The sequence below is a fragment of the Streptomyces sp. NPDC050625 genome (assembly GCF_040654755.1).
Taxonomy (GTDB): Bacteria; Actinomycetota; Actinomycetes; order Streptomycetales; family Streptomycetaceae; genus Streptomyces.
This window is the reverse complement of record NZ_JBFAIQ010000021.1, coordinates 32,445-49,302: the sequence shown is the minus strand read 5'-3', so window position 1 is coordinate 49,302 and position 16,858 is coordinate 32,445. Positions and strand designations below refer to the sequence as shown.

14 protein-coding genes are annotated in these 16,858 nt (G+C 69.5%); 8 read left to right on the top strand and 6 right to left on the bottom strand.

Translation table 11 applies throughout. The features are described from left to right. Positions 1-7: 7 nt before the first annotated feature. Together AB0I54_RS33960 and AB0I54_RS33955 are read right to left on the bottom strand one after the other, a co-directional pair. Positions 8-1,189, bottom strand: coding sequence for an epoxide hydrolase family protein (locus tag AB0I54_RS33960; protein WP_363300088.1), 1,182 nt, complete (start codon positions 1,187-1,189; stop codon positions 8-10). Further along, entirely contained in the window at positions 1,186-1,911 is a 726-nt protein-coding gene (locus tag AB0I54_RS33955) for an alpha/beta fold hydrolase (RefSeq protein ID WP_363300087.1), read from the bottom strand. Before AB0I54_RS33955 ends, AB0I54_RS33960 begins: the two co-directional genes overlap by 4 nt. Before the next feature lie 179 nt (positions 1,912-2,090). Here AB0I54_RS33955 and AB0I54_RS33950 point away from each other — a divergent pair, with 179 nt between their 5' ends. After that, a complete protein-coding gene (locus AB0I54_RS33950) occupies positions 2,091-3,311 on the top strand; it encodes a transposase (RefSeq protein ID WP_363300086.1) in 1,221 nt (406 codons plus the stop codon). A gap of 68 nt (positions 3,312-3,379) precedes the next feature. On the opposite strand, the gene AB0I54_RS33945 is transcribed toward AB0I54_RS33950, so the two are convergent. Beyond that, positions 3,380-5,032, bottom strand: coding sequence for an NAD(P)/FAD-dependent oxidoreductase (locus AB0I54_RS33945; protein ID WP_363300085.1), 1,653 nt, complete (start codon positions 5,030-5,032; stop codon positions 3,380-3,382). Between the two features lie 214 nt (positions 5,033-5,246). Here AB0I54_RS33945 and AB0I54_RS33940 point away from each other — a divergent pair, with 214 nt between their 5' ends. The 4 genes from AB0I54_RS33940 to AB0I54_RS33925 are packed head-to-tail and all read left to right on the top strand — an operon-like array spanning position 5,247 to position 10,844. Beyond that, positions 5,247-6,713 carry an NAD(P)/FAD-dependent oxidoreductase gene (locus AB0I54_RS33940; protein ID WP_363300084.1) on the top strand — a complete coding sequence of 489 codons (1,467 nt, stop codon included), beginning with the start codon at positions 5,247-5,249 and terminating at the stop codon, positions 6,711-6,713. 20 nt (positions 6,714-6,733) lie between these two features. Beyond that, positions 6,734-9,295 carry a CoA transferase gene (locus AB0I54_RS33935; RefSeq protein ID WP_363300083.1) on the top strand — a complete coding sequence of 854 codons (2,562 nt, stop codon included), beginning with the start codon at positions 6,734-6,736 and terminating at the stop codon, positions 9,293-9,295. Further along, positions 9,295-10,452, top strand: a complete 1,158-nt coding sequence (locus tag AB0I54_RS33930; RefSeq protein ID WP_363300082.1) for a thiolase family protein — start codon at positions 9,295-9,297, stop codon at positions 10,450-10,452. Before AB0I54_RS33935 ends, AB0I54_RS33930 begins: the two co-directional genes overlap by 1 nt. Continuing rightward, entirely contained in the window at positions 10,449-10,844 is a 396-nt protein-coding gene (locus tag AB0I54_RS33925) for an OB-fold domain-containing protein (RefSeq protein WP_363300081.1), read from the top strand. Before AB0I54_RS33930 ends, AB0I54_RS33925 begins: the two co-directional genes overlap by 4 nt. Before the next feature lie 180 nt (positions 10,845-11,024). Here AB0I54_RS33925 and AB0I54_RS33920 read toward each other — a convergent pair whose 3' ends face one another. Beyond that, positions 11,025-11,993 carry a fumarylacetoacetate hydrolase family protein gene (locus tag AB0I54_RS33920; protein ID WP_363300079.1) on the bottom strand — a complete coding sequence of 323 codons (969 nt, stop codon included), beginning with the start codon at positions 11,991-11,993 and terminating at the stop codon, positions 11,025-11,027. Positions 11,994-12,004: 11 nt separating this feature from the next. On the opposite strand from AB0I54_RS33920, the gene AB0I54_RS33915 reads away from it, so the two are divergent. Further along, positions 12,005-12,778 (top strand): SDR family oxidoreductase, encoded by a 774-nt coding sequence (locus AB0I54_RS33915; RefSeq protein WP_363300078.1) that lies wholly within the window; start codon positions 12,005-12,007, stop codon positions 12,776-12,778. A 42-nt stretch (positions 12,779-12,820) separates the two neighbouring features. Here AB0I54_RS33915 and AB0I54_RS33910 read toward each other — a convergent pair whose 3' ends face one another. Both AB0I54_RS33910 and AB0I54_RS33905 read right to left on the bottom strand, forming a co-directional pair. Beyond that, positions 12,821-13,030 carry a ferredoxin gene (locus tag AB0I54_RS33910; RefSeq protein WP_363300077.1) on the bottom strand — a complete coding sequence of 70 codons (210 nt, stop codon included), beginning with the start codon at positions 13,028-13,030 and terminating at the stop codon, positions 12,821-12,823. Between the two features lie 3 nt (positions 13,031-13,033). Further along, a complete protein-coding gene (locus tag AB0I54_RS33905; protein ID WP_363300076.1) occupies positions 13,034-14,242 on the bottom strand; it encodes a cytochrome P450 in 1,209 nt (402 codons plus the stop codon). A 165-nt stretch (positions 14,243-14,407) separates the two neighbouring features. Between AB0I54_RS33905 and AB0I54_RS33900 the strand changes: the two genes are divergently transcribed. Further along, positions 14,408-16,003 (top strand): FAD-dependent oxidoreductase, encoded by a 1,596-nt coding sequence (locus tag AB0I54_RS33900; RefSeq protein WP_363300075.1) that lies wholly within the window; start codon positions 14,408-14,410, stop codon positions 16,001-16,003. Positions 16,004-16,013: 10 nt separating this feature from the next. After that, positions 16,014-16,844: an alpha/beta hydrolase gene (locus tag AB0I54_RS33895; protein ID WP_363300074.1), complete on the top strand. Its 831-nt coding sequence runs from the start codon at positions 16,014-16,016 to the stop codon at positions 16,842-16,844. Positions 16,845-16,858: the final 14 nt, after the last annotated feature.

Here is a 16,858-nt window from a genome sequence, read left to right as displayed (position 1 = left end):
GTGCGCTTCAGCGCAAGGTGCGGAAGGTGGCGCGGAGGTCGGCCACCACGTCGTCCGGGCGCTCCATGGCGCCGAAGTGGCCACCGACCTTGTGTTCGACCTGATGTACGACGTCGGCGTACATCGCCGGCAGCCAGTCGAAGCGGGCCCCGGGCGGGTTGTCGTCGAGGAACACGGAGAGCCCGGCCGGGGCCTGGATCACCGGTGTCCGGTCGTGCGAGGGCTGCCACGGGTGGGTGGCCGCCTCGGCGTAGTACCGCGCCGCGCTCGGGTAGGTCTGCGTGAACCAGTAGAGCGCCGCCGTCGTGATCAGGAAGTCTGGTGGGAAGACGTCGTCGACCGGCTGCTGGTGGTCCATCCAGGCCAGCCGCCGCTCGGTGAGCCAGGCCAGGAGCCCGGCCGGGGAGTCGTTGAGGCCGTGGGAGATCGTCTGCGGGTGCACGATCTGCGGCACCAGGTGCCCGACGCGCCGCTTCTCCCACGCGACGACGGCGGCCCGGTTCTCGGGGCTCGCGGCGTCGGCCGCCTTCTGCAGCAGGTTCCACGGCCGGTCGGAGTTCCACCCCGCGGGGAACGAGATCAGACTGGTCAGATGGATGCCGAGCAGGCGGTCGGCATACTTGTGGCCGAGCTGCGCGGTGACCTGCGCGCCCCAGTCCCCGCCGTGTGCGGCGAACCGGTCGTAGCCCAGCACCTCGGTCATCAGCGTGACCCACACGTCCGCCGTGGTCAGGAAGTTGACGCCGGAGCGCGGCAGCGGCGAGGAGAAGCCGAATCCCGGCAGGGACGGGACGACGACGTCGAACGCGTCGGCCGGGTCACCGCCGTACGCCGCCGGGTCGGTGAGCGGTCCGATCATGCGGTGGAAGTCCCAGAACGTCCACGGGAATCCGTGGCTGAGCAGCAGCGGCGTCGGCGCCGGCCCCTTCCCCCGTACGTGGACGTAGTGGATCGGCAGCCCGTCGATCTCCACGGTGAACATCGGAAGGGCGTTGATCGCTCGCTCCTGCGCCCGCCAGTCGAAGCCGTGCCGCCAGTGCTCGACGAGCCCGCGCAACCGCTCGGTGGAGACGCCGTAGCGTCCGTCGGCGTTGTCGACGTCGGGTGCGAACCGCGTCTGCGCCAGTCGACGGTCAAGGTCCTCCAGGTCCGCCTCGGGCACATCGAGGACGAACGGCTCCGGCTTCATTCGGGTACCTCCAGTTCGGGCGCGGCCGCCCAGTCGGCGATCACGCCGGCCAGTGCGTCGGGACGGCTCCAGAACGGCGAGTGCGAGGCGGTCAGGCGGTCTCGCCGCCCGGTCAGCCCGGCGGCGTAGCCTTCCTGCACCTCGTCGGCCAGCGCCTGGTCCTCGCTGCAGAAAAGGTAGTTCGACGGTTTGTCCCGCCACGGTGCCCGGCTCGGCCGCCCGCCCAGTGACGACGGGCTGATCGACCGCAGCCTGCTCGCCGCGAGCGCGGCGTCCTCGGGCGTGCAGTCGGAGAAGAAGACGGCCGCCGCGGCCTCGGGATCGAGGGCGATCCGCCCGTCCTCGCCGACCCGCATCGCGGCGCCGATCGCAGGGTTGGACCCGTCCCGCAGTTCCTCGGCCACCCCGGCGGCGGTGAGCCGCTCGCGAATCGTCTCGCCCGGCCCGACGACCAGCGCGGAGACGAAGCCGAGGGCCGTCACCGCCGGGTCCGCGCCGGCCTCGCAGACCAGACCGCCGCCGAGGCTGTGGCCGACCAGGAGCACCGGGCCGCCCGCGGCCGCGATCGCCGCGCGTACGCAGGCGACGTCGTCCTCCCACGAGGTGTACGGGAGTTCGGGCGCGACGGCCGCGACGCCGAGGGCCGACAGGCGGGGCACGACGCGTTCCCAGCACCAGCGGCCGTGGAACGCGCCGTGCACCAGCACGACAGAACGCGTCACCGGGTTCCTCCGAGGATGCCCCGGCCTTCAGGCCGGGGAGGAATCGGACTCCTGCGGAGCAGGACAGGAAATAGAGGTTTCGCTTCCAGGGCGAAAGACCGTCCACCCGCGACGAGGTGAGCGAGCCCGTGGCGATCAAGAGGCCTCAACTGTCAGTCCTCCCGTATAGGTTCGGATGCATGACGCCAGACGCGAGCACGGGGGAGATCGGGCATGTCCGGTACTCCTTCCGTGTGCGCCTGTCTGCTACCGCGCGGCGCGCACTTGAAGCGGAGTGGGACCGTTGCCGGTGGCTCTGGAACGAGTGCGTGGCCAAGTCGAAGCAGGTCCACCAGCAGAGCAAGGAGTCCGGTGAGAAGCTGACGTGTGGTCCGGCGCAGTTGGACAGGATGCTGACCGAGGCGCGTCGGGTGACGCCGTGGCTGGCTGAGGGTGCGTCGGTGCCTCAGCAGCAGGTGATTCGGGGCTTCGCCAAGTCGAGGGCGAAGGCGTTGAAGGACATCAAGGACCGGCTTCCGGTGCACCGCCGGGCGGGGATGCCCCGCTTCAAGCGCAAGCGGGACAGCCGCCCGAGCCTGAACTACACGCGGCGCGGCTTCCGTCTGAAGGACGGTCGTCTGCACCTTGCGGGCGGGATCGTGCTGACGGTGGTGTGGTCGCGGGACCTTCCGGCCGAGCCGTCGAGTGTGCGCGTGTACCAGGACACGCTCGGACACTGGTACGCCTCCTTCGTCGCCCCCGCGCGGACCGAACCGCTTGCCCTCACGGGGCGTGTGCTCGGGGTGGACTGGGGTGTGAAGGAGACGGCCATCACCACGGATGACGCCTACGATCTCCCGCATGCCGAGCACGGCAAGCGGGCCGCGCAGGGGCTCGCCCGCTACCAGCGGATGATGGCCCGGCGCCGGCGTCCGAAGGGACAGGCCGCATCCGCGGGCTACCGGGCCGCGCAGGCACAGGCGGCGAAGCTGCACAGGAAGATCGCGCGGCAGCGTGAGGACACCGGCCGCAAGTGGGCCAAGGCCGTCATGCGCGATCATGACAGAGTGGCGGTGGAGGACTTCCGGCCGAAGTTCCTCGCGAAGACCACGATGGCCCGCAAGGCGGCCGATGCCGCCATCGGCACAACCAAACGCGCTCTGGTCGAGATGGGGCGCAAGCACGCACGGGACGTCCGTCTCGTGCACCCGGCGCACACCACGATGGACTGTGCGCAGTGCGGAGCGAGAACCAAGCACGCACTACCTCTCTCGATGAGAACCTATGCCTGCACCGCGTGCGGAGCCGTCTCCCCCAGGGACAAGAACTCCGCCCGCGTGATGCTGGTCCGGGCAGGTTGGAACCCGGACGGTGCCGAGGGCGTAAGACCTCCTGGTCCGCTGGACCAAGAGGCGGCCTGAGCCGTGAATCCCCACATCGGCCCTGGAGGGTGGAGAATCCCCTCCCTTCTGGGAGGGGAGCCTTCAAGTCAGCTCAGGATGAAGCCGCGGTAGCCGGCCTCGCGGGCGTCGTAGAGCTTGTCGACGAACTCGGGCAGGGCCCCGAGGTAGGCGACGTAGACGCGCGGCTTGCCCTCGATGTTGTCGCCGAAGAAGATCGACTTGGCCGAGGCCTGGAGCGTGCCTTCGGCGGTGGAGACCACGCTGTCGGTCCACTCCTTCTCGGCTGCGGGATCGGCCTCCACGCGGCGCCACGGGTGGGCGAAGATGTCGTCGACGACGTGGGCGACCCACTCGACGACGGGCTCGGAGCAGCGGGGGCCGTTGCCGTGGCCGCCCTTGCCGTGCGGGCCGCCGACGATGAACATGTTCGGGAACCCCGAGACCTGCATGCCCAGGTAGGTGAGCGGGCCGTTCTTCCACTTGTCGCGCAGGGTCTGGCCGCCCAGTCCGCGAATGTCGATCTTGTTCAGGGCGCCGGTGAAGGCGTCGAACCCGGTGGCCAGGATGATCATGTCCACCTCGAGCTCACCCTCGGCGGTGAGGATGCCGCTCTCGGTGAACTCCTTGATCGGGTTCTCCTTGAGCAGGACGAGGTCGACGTTGTCGCGGTTGTAGGCCTCGTAGTAGTTGGTCTCGCAGGGGACCCGCTTGGTGCCGAAGTAGTGGTCGTTCGGGATCAGCTTCTCGGCCGTCTCCGGGTCGTTGACCCGCTCACGGACCTTCGAGGCGAGGAAGTCGCAGTAGATCTTGTTCGCCTCGGCGTCGTAGGCCAGGTCGTTGTAGAGCCCGATCCACTTGGTGAACCCGGGGGAGTTGAACGCCTCCTCGTAGCGGGCGTCCCGCTCCTCGGGCGTGACGTCGGTGGACTTGGTCTTGTCCCAGGTGTGCAGGAAGCCGCTGAAGGAGCTGCGAAGGAACGGGAACATCTCCGGGTAACCCGCGCGGATCTCGTCCATGTCCTGCTCGGACAGGGGACGGTTGCGCAGCGGGACGGCCCAGTTGGCGGTGCGCTGGAACACGGTCAGGTGCCCGGCGGTCTTGGCCACCTCGGGGATCACCTGGACTCCGGTGGCGCCGGTGCCGATGACGGCGATCCGCTTCCCGGAGAAGTCGATCTTCTCATTGGGCCAGAGCGAGGTGTGGTACCACTCGCCCTTGAAGTTCTCGAGCCCGGGGATCTTCGGGAAGTTCGGGTCGGAGAGGATGCCGCTGGCCATCACGACCACGTGAGCCTCGTACGTCCGCCCGTCGGCGGAGTGCAACGTCCAGTGGTCGGTCTCCTCGTCGAAGGCCATGCTCTCGACCCGGGTACCGAAGTCGATGTCCTTGCGGAGGTCGTGCTTGTCGGCGACCCGGTTGTAGTACGCCTCCAGCTCGGGCTGGCCGGCGAACATCTCCTTCCACTTCCACTCCTGCAGGAGCTCCTCGTCCCACGAGTACTGGTACGAGTACGACTCCGAGTCGAGCCGTGCGCCGGGGTAGCGATTCCAGAACCATGTGCCGCCGACACCGTCCCCGGCCTCCAGGACCCGGACGGACAGGCCGAGTTCCCGGACCAGCTTGAGCTGGTACATGCCGGTCAGTCCCGCGCCCACGATCACGACGTCGTACGAGCGGACCCCGCTCTTGTCCTCCGGGTTGCCGGTTGCCGCTTTGGTCCTGGGCGCGGTCTCGGTCATGGTTCCTCCAGTCAAGGTCAGGCTTCGCGATCCTACCTTCGAACGCGGCTGCAACACCATAGTAGGATGTCTATCAACATAGTTTGAGCGTCGGCATCGCTGTTCGAGCGGCTGACGGGCCGTGTGACCAGGGTGACGTGACGCGGACGCTCAAGCGTGGTAGCAATTATGTTAGATTAATGTTCTTAATCAGTTAGAGCAGTGGAGGGCGACCGTGAGAGTGGGCATCATCGGTGCGGGGATGTCGGGCCTCTTCCTGGCCCACCACCTCGCCGCCGCCGGGATCGACTACACGATCTTCGAGAAGCGCGAGGGTGCGGGGGGCACCTGGCACGACAACACCTACCCGGGCCTTCACGTCGACGTGATCACTCGCTCCTACGAATTCCCCTTCGCGCGCAAGCACTACTGGAGCAAGCGGTACGCGCCGGGCAGCGAGATCCGTCGCTACCTGACCGAATTCGCCGTCCAGACCGGAATCCGGGAGCACATCCGGTTCCGCACCGAGGTCCAGCTCGCCACCTGGGAGGAAGGCGCCTGGACGCTCACGTTGCCCGGGGGGGTCACCGAGCGATTCGACGTCGTGGTCGCCGCCACAGGCTTTCTGCACGTGCCCAAGCGCCCGGCCTTCCCCGGCACCGAGACCTTCGCCGGGCACAGCTGGCACTCGGCCGAGTGGGATCACTCGGTCGACCTCAAGGGCAAGCGGATCGGCGTCGTCGGAACCGGGTCCAGCGGCATCCAGATCGTCAGCGAGCTGGGCAAGCGGGGCCACCACGTCGAGCACTTCATCCGGACGCCGCAGTGGATCCAGGTGAAGGAGAACCCGAAGATCTCCCTGCTGGAGAAGCTCCTGCTGCGCGTGCCGGCGCTGGCGGGCCACTGGGACCGCAAGATGGCGGCACTGCGCCTGGAGACCGACGGCTCGGAGACCTGGCGTCTGGTCCCGGGGCCCGAGCGCGAGGAGATGAACGCGCGGTTCCGGGCCAAGCTGGTCGAGGAGATCCCGGATCCGGTGCTGCGCGAGCAGCTCACTCCCAAGGAGCCGCTGGGCTGCAAGCGGATCCCCAAGTCGCCGGACTACTACCGGGTGGTGCAGCGTCCGAACGTGACGCCGGTCTTCGGCGGGGTGCAGCGGATCGAGCCGGCCGGAATCGTGGACAGCGAGGGCGAGCTGCACAAGCTCGACGTCATCGTGTACGCCACCGGCTTCGACACCCACGCCTACATGCGCCCGATGGGCGTCGTCGGCCCGGACGGTCTGACCGTCGACAAGCTGTGGGCCGAGGGCGTCTACAGCTACCGCGGTGTCGGTCTGCCCGGCTTCCCGAACTTCTTCCTGCTCAACGGCCCGTTCGCACCGGTGAACTCGATCGCCATCCCGACCTGCCTGCGTGACGAGGTCGGCTTCCTGATGCGGCTGATCGAGACCATGCAGCAGGAGGGGTGTGCGCTCGCCCCCACCGAGGAAGCGACCCAGGCGTTCTGCGGAACCGTGCGCGCGGCCCTCCCGGACACCACCTACTCGCTCTGCGACAACTGGTACACGGACCAGGGCGGAACCCCGATCATCTGGCCCTTCACCCGCGCCCAGCACGTCGACCAGTACGCCGACGCCGACCTCACCGACTTCGAGCGGGTCGAGGGGCGCGGCGCCCCCCTCGACCCCGCGCGGTCCTGACCCCAGGGAGCAGAGCACCCATGCCCAGCCACACCCCTGAGCAGATGAAGCCCGGAGCCCTCGACGGCGTGCGGGTGGTCGAGGTCGGTGACCGGATCGGCGAGTACTGCGGACTCGTACTGGCCGGTCTCGGTGCCGAGGTGATCAAGGTCGAGCCGCCCGAGGGCGCCGAGAGCCGCCGGATGGGTCCGTTCGTCGACGACGTCCCTGACCCTGAGCGGTCGCTGCACTTCTGGGCCTACAACCGCGGGAAGCGCTCGGTCGTCCTGGACCTCGACACCGACGAGGGCCGTCGCGGGCTGGAGGACCTGGCCGCCGCGAGCGACGTCCTGCTGGACGCGAGCCCCGTCGGCTACCTGGACGAGCGGGGGCTGAGCAGCGCCGAACTGCGCGAGCGGCACCCGGCGCTCGTCGTCGCCCGTATGACCCCGTTCGGTGAGGAAGGGCCCCGCCGGAACTGGAAGGCGACCGACCTGGTCCACCTGGCGCTGGGCGGGCAGGTGATGAACAACGGCTACGACCCGGACCCCTCCGGGAAGTACGACCTGCCGCCGGTGGCCTCGCAGCTCGAGCACTCCTACGCCGTCGCCGGTGAGCAGCTCGCCTTCACCGTGGTCGCTGCACTGATCAGCCGGCGCCGCACCGGCAGCGGTCAGCACCTGTCGTGCGCGGTCCACGAGGCGCTCGCCAAGAACACCGAGGGCGACCTCATGTCGTGGATCTGCCTGCGCACACCCTTCTTGCGTCAGACCTGCCGTCACTCCGCGCCCGACGTGTCGGTCCACCGCTCGATCTTCCCCACCAAGGACGGTCGCTGGATCCTCGCCTCCACTCGTAACGCCAAGCTGCTCGGGCCGTTCCTGGACAAGTACGGCATCGGAGACGAAGTCAGCGACGGCAGTGACGAGAAGAGCAAGGATTCCCGGGTGCTGCCCGGGATGGAGGGCGGCGCGGCCCGGAACATGGACGCCGTCGAGCACACCGTCCGTCGGTACCTCTTCGAGGACGTCCCCTGGCGGGAGGCGCAGGAGGCCGGGCTGATGTGGGTGCCGGTCCGCAAGCCCCACGAGTCGGCCTACGACGAGCACTGGCTGCAGCGCGGCACGTTCGGCGACGTGGAGCACGCCGACCTCGGCCGGTCGCTGCGCTACCCGACCAGCAAGTGGATCGCGACCGGCACGCAGTGGGTCGGGCAGAGCCCGGCTCCCCGACTGGACCAGCACCGCGAGCTGCTGCAGGTGAGGCCGCGCACCTTGGTCCGGGCGCCGCTGACGACGCCTGACGCCTTGTCCGTCCACGGCAAGCCCTGGGCGCTGCAGGGCGTCCGGATCCTCGACTTCACCTGGATGCTGGCCTCGGCCGGGGCCACCCGGTTCCTGGCCTCGCTCGGCGCCGACGTGATCAAGGTCGAGTGGCACAAGAACCTCGACCCGCGCCGAGGCGGCAATCCGGTCGGCGGCCGGGAGGCCCGGGAACGGGCCACCGGGCCCGTGCCATCACAGTGGCCGGCCGATCTCGGCGGACCGGTGGGGGCGCAGTACAACAACAAGAACCCTGGCAAGCGCGGCATCTCACTGAACGTCAAGCACCCCAAGGGGCTGGAGCTGGCCCGGCGGATGGTGGCCGAGAGCACGGTGGTCTCCGAGGGGTTCTCGCCGGGCGTGATGGAGAGCTGGGGCCTGGGCTACGACGAACTGCGCAAGATCAAGCCGGACATCATCTACGCCAAGCAGTCCGGCATGGGCACCAAGGGGATCTACGGCCGGTTCCGCACCATCGGCCCGGTGGCGCAGGCGTTCGCCGGCACTTCGGAGATGAGCGGCCTGCCGGACCCGTTCCCGCCCGCCGGCTGGGGCTACTCCTACCTGGACTGGTACGGCGCCTACAGCTTCGCGTTGGCCATCCTCAGCGCCGTCTACCACCACGACGTCACGGGCGAGGGCCAGGCGATCGACGCGTCGCAGAGCGAGGTCGGCATCTTCATGACCGGCGTGCCGACTCTGGACTTCCAGGTCAACGGGCGGGTGTGGGAGCGTGCCGGGAACCGGTCGCCGTACTCGACCGCGGCGCCGGAAGGTCTGTACCGCACCCGCGGCGACGACCGTTGGATCGCGATCACATGCCGCACCGATGACGACTGGGTGGCGCTGGCCAAGGAGGCCGGCCACCCGGAGTGGCTGGAGCACGCCGACTTCCGCACGCCCGCCGACCGGCACCGCAACCGGGAAGCGCTGGATCGGCTGGTGACCTCCTGGACCGCCGAGCACGACGGGTTCGATCTGATGAACCGGCTGCAGCTCATCGGCGTGGCCGCCGGCGTCGCGCAGACCACCCAGGACCGGGTGGAGAACGACCCGCAGCTGGCCGCGCTGGACTGGCTCACCGAGCTCGACGCGACCAACTTCGGCCGCTGGCCGGTGGCGGCGCCGTCGGTGAAGATGTCCGACACCCCGCAGTACGCCGGCGGCCGGGTCGGCAGAGGTGCGCCCACTTACGGCGAGCACAACTACGAGGTCTACGAGGAGCTGCTCGGACTCTCGCGGGACGAGGTCGACAGCCTGGCCGCCGAGGACGCGATCTGATGGCGGACGCCTCGTCCCGGCTCGGTGGCGCCATCCGCGGCCGCACTGCGGTGGTCGCGGCGGGCTCCACCGAGCAGGGCACCATCCCCGGGATCTCGGCGGACGAGCTGGCCGTCGAAGGACTGCGCGTCACCCTGGCCCAGTCCGGCATCGACAAGTCGGCGATCGACGGTCTGATCACCTGCAAGTCCTACGGCGGCTTCGGGATCGACACCGAGATCGGCCGGCTGGCCGGGCTCAACCCTGCCTACAGCGCGACGCTGGACTACGGCACCTGCAACTTCTCGCTCCACCTGGCCTGCGCGGTGATCGACGCCGGGCTGGCCAGCGTCGTGGCCATCGTCTACGGCACCAACCAGCGCAGCGCGGGAAACAAGTTCAGTCACCCGCTGGGACGTCAGGACGAGGCGTCGGTCTACGGCTTCCTCAACGTGGCCGGACCCGCCGCCATGGCCTTCCGGCGCCACCAGATGCAGTTCGGCACCACCGAGGCCGACCTGGCCGAGATCTCGGTCTCGCAGCGGAGATACGCGACCGACAACCCGCTGGCGATCTTCCGCGAGCCTATGACGGTGGACGACTACCTGGCCGCTCCGTACCTCGTGGCGCCGTTGCGGCGGGCCGACCTGTGCATGATCTCCGACGGTGCCGCCTGCCTGATCGTCGCGCGGGCGGACCGGGCGGCGGAGCTCACCGACAAGCCGGTGCACGTCATGGGGATCGCCCAGCAGACCGGACTGCGGGACCGGCAGAACGCCGACCAGTGGATGCGGCCCTGGATCCGGTCGGTGGCCGAGCGGGTCTACCCCGCCGCGGGCATCGACCAGGACGGGATCGACGCCCTCTACATCCAGGATCCGACCAGCATCTGGGTGCTTCAGATGCTGGAGCACTACGGCTTCGTCGAGCCCGGTGGCGTGGGCGAGGCGTTCCGTTCGGGTGCGGTCGGACACGGCGGGAAACTGCCGCTCAACACCAACGGTGGCCAGCTCTCCGAGGCCTACATGTGGGGCTTCCTGCATCTGGTCGAGGCCGTGCGGCAACTGCGCGGTGAGGCCGGGGACCGACAGGTCGGGGACCTCACCACGGCGCAGTACTGCTCGACGTTCGGCTTCATGAAGGCGGCCAGCACGATCCTCTCGACGGAGGCCCGGTGAGCTACGAGACCCCGCAGACCCAGGACGACTCACGGTTCTGGGCCGAGGCGAGCGAGGGACGACTGGTTTTCCAGCGCTGCGCGGACTGCGCCTTCCTCCGCTGGCCGGCCGCCGGTGTGTGCCCGGAGTGTCTGAGCCGGTCGTTCGCGTGGGAAGAGGTCGAGCCGGTCGGCACGGTGTGGAGCTATGTCGTCTACCACCGCGCCTACGCCGCCCATCTCAAGGGGCGAGTCCCCTACGAGGTCGCGCTGGTGGAGCTGGACAGCGGGGTCCGGCTGCTCAGCACCCTGGACGGCTTCCCGCCGGGAGCCGACCCGATGGGCGCCCGGGTCCGCGCCCGGTTCCAGGCGGTCGGCGAGCATCCGGTCGTCCCGGTCTTCGGGCCGCTCTGACGGATCGGCGAGTCCGACGGTGAAGGATCTTCGTGAGCACCTGACCGACCCGCCGTACCAGGAAGGGGTCCGCGGCACGGGGGGCAAGGTCACTCTCGCCATGGCTGAGCTCCACCCCTCCTCACGTCGCCGGACTTTGCGGGCGGTGGCCGGGTGAGCCGGGCGGGCCGGTCTGAGCGGTCAGCTGTCCGGCGGAGCCGGCATCGGAGGCAGGGCCGGTGGGCGGAACCCGGCCGGGGCCGGGCGCTTGGAAGGCTCGCCGATCGTGTTGGCCAGCACCCCGATCCCGGCCACCGCGAGCTCCACGTGGTCGCCCGGGCGCAGGTAGCGGACTCCCGGAGTGCCGACACGCAGGGCCTCGCCGATCGAGCAGCCGTCGACCGTGCCGGAGCCGAGCAGGTCACCGGCCAGCAGGCGCCCGTCGTACGAGGCATGTTCGACCATTGCGGGCCAGGAATGAGCCATGGCCCGGCTGTTCGACGTCGCCCAGGTCTGGCCGTTGACGCGCACGGTGACGTCGAGGTCGAGGCGGCCGTCGACGAGGTGCGGTGCCAGCTCGTCGGTGGTGACCACCCAGGGGCCGAACGACGAGCCGAAGTCCTTGCCCTTGGACGGTCCGAGGCCGTAGGCCATCTCGTCGGCCTGCAGATCGCGGGCACTCCAGTCGTTGAACAGCGTGAAGCCGGCGATGACGTCCATGGCTTCCGCGTAGGCGACGTCCGACGAGTCTCGCGCGATGACGGCGGCGATCTCCAGTTCGTAGTCGAGCCGCTCGGTGAGCGGCATCGGCACGATGTCCTCCGGCCCGTGGATCCGCCCCACTCCGCTGTAGTAGTAGAGCGAACGGCGGTGCCACACGTCGGGCAGGTCCCGGGTGCCGGTCCGGCTGGCGTGGCCTTCGAACGCGATGTGGTCGCGGATGCTGGGCGGGCGCAGCAGGGGTGCCCGCAGCCTCACTTCGGCGAGCGGTCGTCCTGCTCCCAGGTCGGTGTCGCGGAGGCGTTCCAACGCGTTGGGGTGCTCCAACAGGGCGCCGACGTCGTGCAGTGGCCCGGTGCCCAGGAGGGCGGCGGCATCGTGGACGTGATCGTCGCTGGTGATCAGCCCGGCCCGCGGACCGGTTCCGTCGTCGTACGTTGCCAACCTCATCGGAGCCTCCTGTGAAATGGCTGATTACCGGAGCCGGGAGCGGTATCGGCGCGGCGGTGGCGCGTCGGGCCGCCGGTGTCCCCGGTGCCGGGATCGGACTGGTCGACCGCGACGGTGGCGCTCTGGGACGCGTGGCCGCCGAGGTCCGGGCGCTGGGCGCACTCGCGGTGCCGGTGGTCGCCGACCTCGCCGCCCCCGAGGCGCCGTCCGCCGCTGTCGCCGAGGTGGCAGCCGCGCTCGGCGGGCTCGACACCTTGGTGAGCAACGCCGGTGCCACCGGCCGGGGGACGCTGCGGGAGGTCTCGATCGAGGAGTGGCAGGCGACGTTCGACCTCAACGTGCGGGCCACCTGGCTTCTGGCCCGGGCGGCGTACGACGCGCTCGAGGCAGCGCATGGCAGCGTCGTGGTGACAACATCGATCTCCGCCCTCCACCCGACACCCCGGGCCGGCGCTTACAGCGTCTCCAAGGCCGCGTTGTCCATGCTGGTCCGCCACCTCGCTCTGGAGTGGGGACCGGCCGGCGTGCGCGTCAACGCCGTCGCCCCGGGCCCGACTCACTCACCGATGACTTTCAGGAGCTTCGGAGATCCGACCGACCCCGCGGCCCGGGCCCGTAGGGCACGTCGCGAGTCGGCCACCCCCCTGTCGCGTCTGGCCGAGTCCGACGACATCGCCGATGTCGTCCTCTTCCTGGCCGGTCCGGGCGCCCGGCATCTGACCGGTGTGGAGGTGCCCGTCAACGGCGGCCTGGACCTCACCTTGATGCCCGGCGCCCGGGAGTAGCACCACTTGTGTCACCCCGCTGAACAGCACTGCATACCGGCCCTACCCCGATATTCGGATGGCCAGCCGGGGGCACCCCTCGGCGGCTCGCTCCACGAGCGCTCGATGCTCGTCCGACACCGAGCCGTCAGGAGCGACGACGTCGTCGATCACCCGCGCCTGGTCACGCTCGTCGAGTTCGAAGACCATCGGCGCCAGGGCCTCGCACACGGCGTTCCCCTCGCAGACGCCGGGGTCGATACCGATCCTCATGTCTCAGGCCTCCTGGGCAATGCTCGCCGGGACCGAGAGGTAGAAGTACCCGAGTCCCATGTGGTCCGAACGCACGGCTGCGTCGAGGTCGATGCGGTACCCCGGCAGCAGGTCGAGTACGGCTTCGATCTCCAACCGCAGGATCAGCCGGGCCAGGTGCAGCCCCAGGCAGCGGTGGACGCCCCAGCCGAAGGCGACGCTCTTGGCCAAGTTGCGGTCGAGGTCGACCCGCTCGGGGTCGGGGAAGGCTCCCGGGTCGTGGTTGGCCGCCATGTTGACGAAGAGCGTCCAGTCCCCCTTCTTCATCTCGACGCCGCCGAACTCCGTGTCCCGGGTGACCTTCCGAGCGTGGGCGGTGGCGGGGGAGTAGATCCGTACGATCTCCTCGATCGCGTGCGGGATCAGGCTCCGGTCCTGGTCGAGCCGCTGCTTGTCCTCGGGGTGCTCCTCCATGTGGACCAGCAGCGCCGTGAGGGCACCGCTGGTGGTGTGGAAGCCGGCGAGAATGAGCAGGACGACCATGTCGGCCAGCTCCTCGTCGGTCAGCGGCTGGCCGTCGACGATGGGGTCGTTCGCGAGCACCGACATGAGGTCGTCACGCCGGTTGGCCCGTCGGTCGTTCGCCTCGCGCAGGATCTGCTCCCGGAACCACGCATTCCGTTGGGCGTTCTGCTTCTGGACCTCGGGATCGGGGTTCGCCTGGTTGCGCAGTGACTGGGTCATCACGTCCAGCAGTTCGAGGCGCTGACCGACATCCCAGCCGAGGATCCCAAGGGTGACCGCCCCCGGGGAGACGTTGGCCAGGTCGGAGACGAAGTCCCAGCTCCCTCGCTCGCGCAGTCCGGTGACGATCTCCGCGACCATGGCCTTGATCTCCGGCTCACGCCGGGAGATCTCGGCCCTGCTGTACCACTCGTTGAGCACCTTTCGGTACAGAGCGTGCAGCGGAGGATCGAATGCCACCGGGATGTGGCGGGTGCCGAACGGGTTGGCGGGAATGGCCGGGCCCGCCGTGGAGGAGAACGTGGAGTAGTCGGCCAGGCCATCGACCACTTTCCCGTGGTCGGTGATCACCCAGAAGCCGCCGTGCGCCGTCGACCAGGCCACCGGGGCGGCGTCGCGCAGCTCCTCCAGGACCTCGAACGGACGGGCGGCGAACTTCGCCGAATGGTGATCGAAGTCGGTGACGACGACGTCGGCCGGCGCGCTCATGCCAGCTCCTCACTGCCGGGGACTGTAAGCATGTTCACACATGACTCTGACACGACTAAGATAAGTCGTCAATCAACAACGTTCCTGGCCAGGGTGGTCCCTCTTGTGGTCTTGGATTAATGTGTTGTTCTCTTGTCCGAAGGCTTTCACCGGAGGCCACCACCGATGACGTACGTGATCTCTCAGGGCTGCTGCAACGACGGTTCGTGCATCACCGTCTGCCCTGTCCAGTGCATCCGTCCGAGGCCTGGGGACGCCGACTTCAACACCACCGAGCAGCTCTACATCGACCCGGCCACGTGCATCGACTGCGGGGCGTGTCTCGACGAGTGCCCGGTCGAGGCCGTGCACTCGGACTGGGATCTGCCGGAGCATCTCTCGGACTACCTCGAGATCAACGCCGAGTACTTCGCCCTCAACCCGCTGGTCGGCGTCGGCCCCCCTTCGTTCACCCGCAGGGCGCTGCCGGCCGACCGGCCCGAGCTACGCGTCGCGATCGTCGGCACCGGGCCGGCGGCTTGCTACGCGGCCGGGACCCTGAGCGACATCAAGGGCGTCTCGGTGACCATGCTCGAGCGTCTGCCCACACCGTTCGGTCTGGTGAGGGCCGGCGTCGCCCCCGACCACGCGAACACCAAGAAGATGGCCGACCGGTTCGGCAGTGTCCTGTCCCGGCCCACCGTGACGAGCTACTTCAACGTCGAGGTCGGTCGGGACCTCACCATCGAGGAACTGCTGCAGCACCACCACGCCGTGCTCTGGGCCGGCGGCGCCCCCGATGACCGCAAGCTGGGTATCGACGGCGAGCACCTCGCCGGCGTGCACGCCGCCCGGACCTTCGTTGCCTGGTACAACGGGCATCCGGACCACGTTGCGGAAAGCTTCGGGCTGGACGGCGAGCGGGTCGTGGTGATCGGCAACGGCAACGTCGCCCTGGACGTTGCCAGGACCTTGCTGCGGCCGGCCGACGAGCTCTCCGCCACCGACATGGCCCAGCACGCCGTCGACGCCCTGGCCGCGAGCAACGTGTCCGAGGTGGTCGTCGTCGCCCGGCGGGGCCCGGAGCACGCGGCGTACTCACAGGGCGAGTTGCTCGCTCTCGACCAGGTCGAGGGGATCACCGTGCTCGCCGAGGCCGACGAGGTCGGCGAACACGACGGCGACCGCAAGCAGGCGGTCCTGCTGCGCGCGGCCGGTCGTGGCGGCGCCGCGGGAAAGGTGATCCGGTTCCGGTTCGGGCTGGAGCCACTGGCGATCGAGGGTGAGGAGCGGGCCGAGGCGATCACCTTCCGCCGTCCGGACGGTGGCACCGAACGGATCGAGACCTCGCTCGTGCTACGGGCCATCGGGTACCGCGGCGCCCGCGTCGACGGCCTGCCGTTCGACGAGGTCACCGCCACGCTCCCGCACGAAGCCGGCCGGGTGGTCGACCCGGAGCGTGACGAGGCGGTGGACGGGGTCTACTGCTCCGGCTGGATCAAGCGAGGCCCGCGGGGCATCATCGGCAGCAACAAGCAGGACGCCGAGGAGACCGTGGACAGCATCCTCCAGGACCTGGGGGCGGGCCGGCTGGCCGACCCGACCGGATCGGCCGAGGACTTCGAGAAGCTGCTGCGCGGCCGCGTCGAGGATCTGCTCGACAAGACCGCCTGGGGCCGCATCGATCTGGAGGAGAAGCGCCGGGGGCGGGAGGCTTCGCGGCCCCGGCAGAAGCTGGTGACGATCCAGGAACTGCTGGACGCCTCGCGAGTCGCATCGTGAGAGCCGCTCGATGACGCACGCCGCCGACATCGCAAAGACGCGCCTTCAGCTCGGCCCGGTGTCCATCGCATACCGCCGATACGGCCGATCCGACGCACCGACCGTCCTGATGCTGCACGGTGGTGCCGCACACTCCGGGTGGTGGGACGAGGTCGCTCCGAGACTGGCCACCACTCACCAGGTGGTGGTCAGCGACTTGAGTGGGCACGGGGACAGCACCCACCGCACGGCCTATTCGGCCGAGGCATGGGCTGCGGAAGTGGCCGCGGTCCTCGAGGCGACGACAGATCGTCCCGCCGCCGTCGTCGGTCACAGCATGGGCGGGCTGATCGCCACCGCTGCTGCCGCTCGCTCGCCCCGGCTCGTTGCCGCCCTGGTGCTCGTCGACACGCGCCTTCCCCTTCGCGGACTGCCGGCTCCGACCAAGCCGGCGCGCCTGTTCGGTTCGGAATCCGAGGCGCTGGACCGTTTCCGGTTGCTGCCCGAGCACACCAACGCGGATGCGCAGCTCCTACGGCGACTGGCCCGGGACGGACTGGTCGAGACGCCCGACGGCTGGCGGTGGAAATTCGATCCGGCGGCCCGCCGGCGACTCACCAACGACGGGGTGCGGACAGACCTCGGGCGAGTGGAATGCCCGGTTGCCTACATGCACGGCGCGAAGAGCGACATGGGTGGCCCCAAGTCGCGTCGCCAGCTCGAGCAATGGCTGGGGCGCCCGGTCGCGGCGACCGTCGTGCCCGAGGCCTTTCACCATGTCCCCCTCGACCAACCGGCTGCGTGCGCGACGGCGGTGAGGTCGCTCCTCGACGAACTCGAAGGGGGGTCGGCGCCGCGATGAGTGGCGACACACCC

What these genes read in the sequence shown, in the direction of transcription:
- AB0I54_RS33960 (WP_363300088.1), bottom strand. Translation starts at nt 1,189, where the DNA reads ATGAAGCCGGAGCCGTTCGTCCTCGATGTGCCCGAGGCGGACCTGGAG.
- AB0I54_RS33950 (WP_363300086.1), top strand. Translation starts at nt 2,091, where the DNA reads ATGACGCCAGACGCGAGCACGGGGGAGATCGGGCATGTCCGGTACTCC.
- AB0I54_RS33945 (WP_363300085.1), bottom strand. Translation starts at nt 5,032, where the DNA reads ATGACCGAGACCGCGCCCAGGACCAAAGCGGCAACCGGCAACCCGGAG.
- AB0I54_RS33935 (WP_363300083.1), top strand. Translation starts at nt 6,734, where the DNA reads ATGCCCAGCCACACCCCTGAGCAGATGAAGCCCGGAGCCCTCGACGGC.
- AB0I54_RS33930 (WP_363300082.1), top strand. Translation starts at nt 9,295, where the DNA reads ATGGCGGACGCCTCGTCCCGGCTCGGTGGCGCCATCCGCGGCCGCACT.
- AB0I54_RS33920 (WP_363300079.1), bottom strand. Translation starts at nt 11,993, where the DNA reads ATGAGGTTGGCAACGTACGACGACGGAACCGGTCCGCGGGCCGGGCTG.
- AB0I54_RS33910 (WP_363300077.1), bottom strand. Translation starts at nt 13,030, where the DNA reads ATGAGGATCGGTATCGACCCCGGCGTCTGCGAGGGGAACGCCGTGTGC.
- AB0I54_RS33905 (WP_363300076.1), bottom strand. Translation starts at nt 14,242, where the DNA reads ATGAGCGCGCCGGCCGACGTCGTCGTCACCGACTTCGATCACCATTCG.
- AB0I54_RS33900 (WP_363300075.1), top strand. Translation starts at nt 14,408, where the DNA reads ATGACGTACGTGATCTCTCAGGGCTGCTGCAACGACGGTTCGTGCATC.
- AB0I54_RS33895 (WP_363300074.1), top strand. Translation starts at nt 16,014, where the DNA reads ATGACGCACGCCGCCGACATCGCAAAGACGCGCCTTCAGCTCGGCCCG.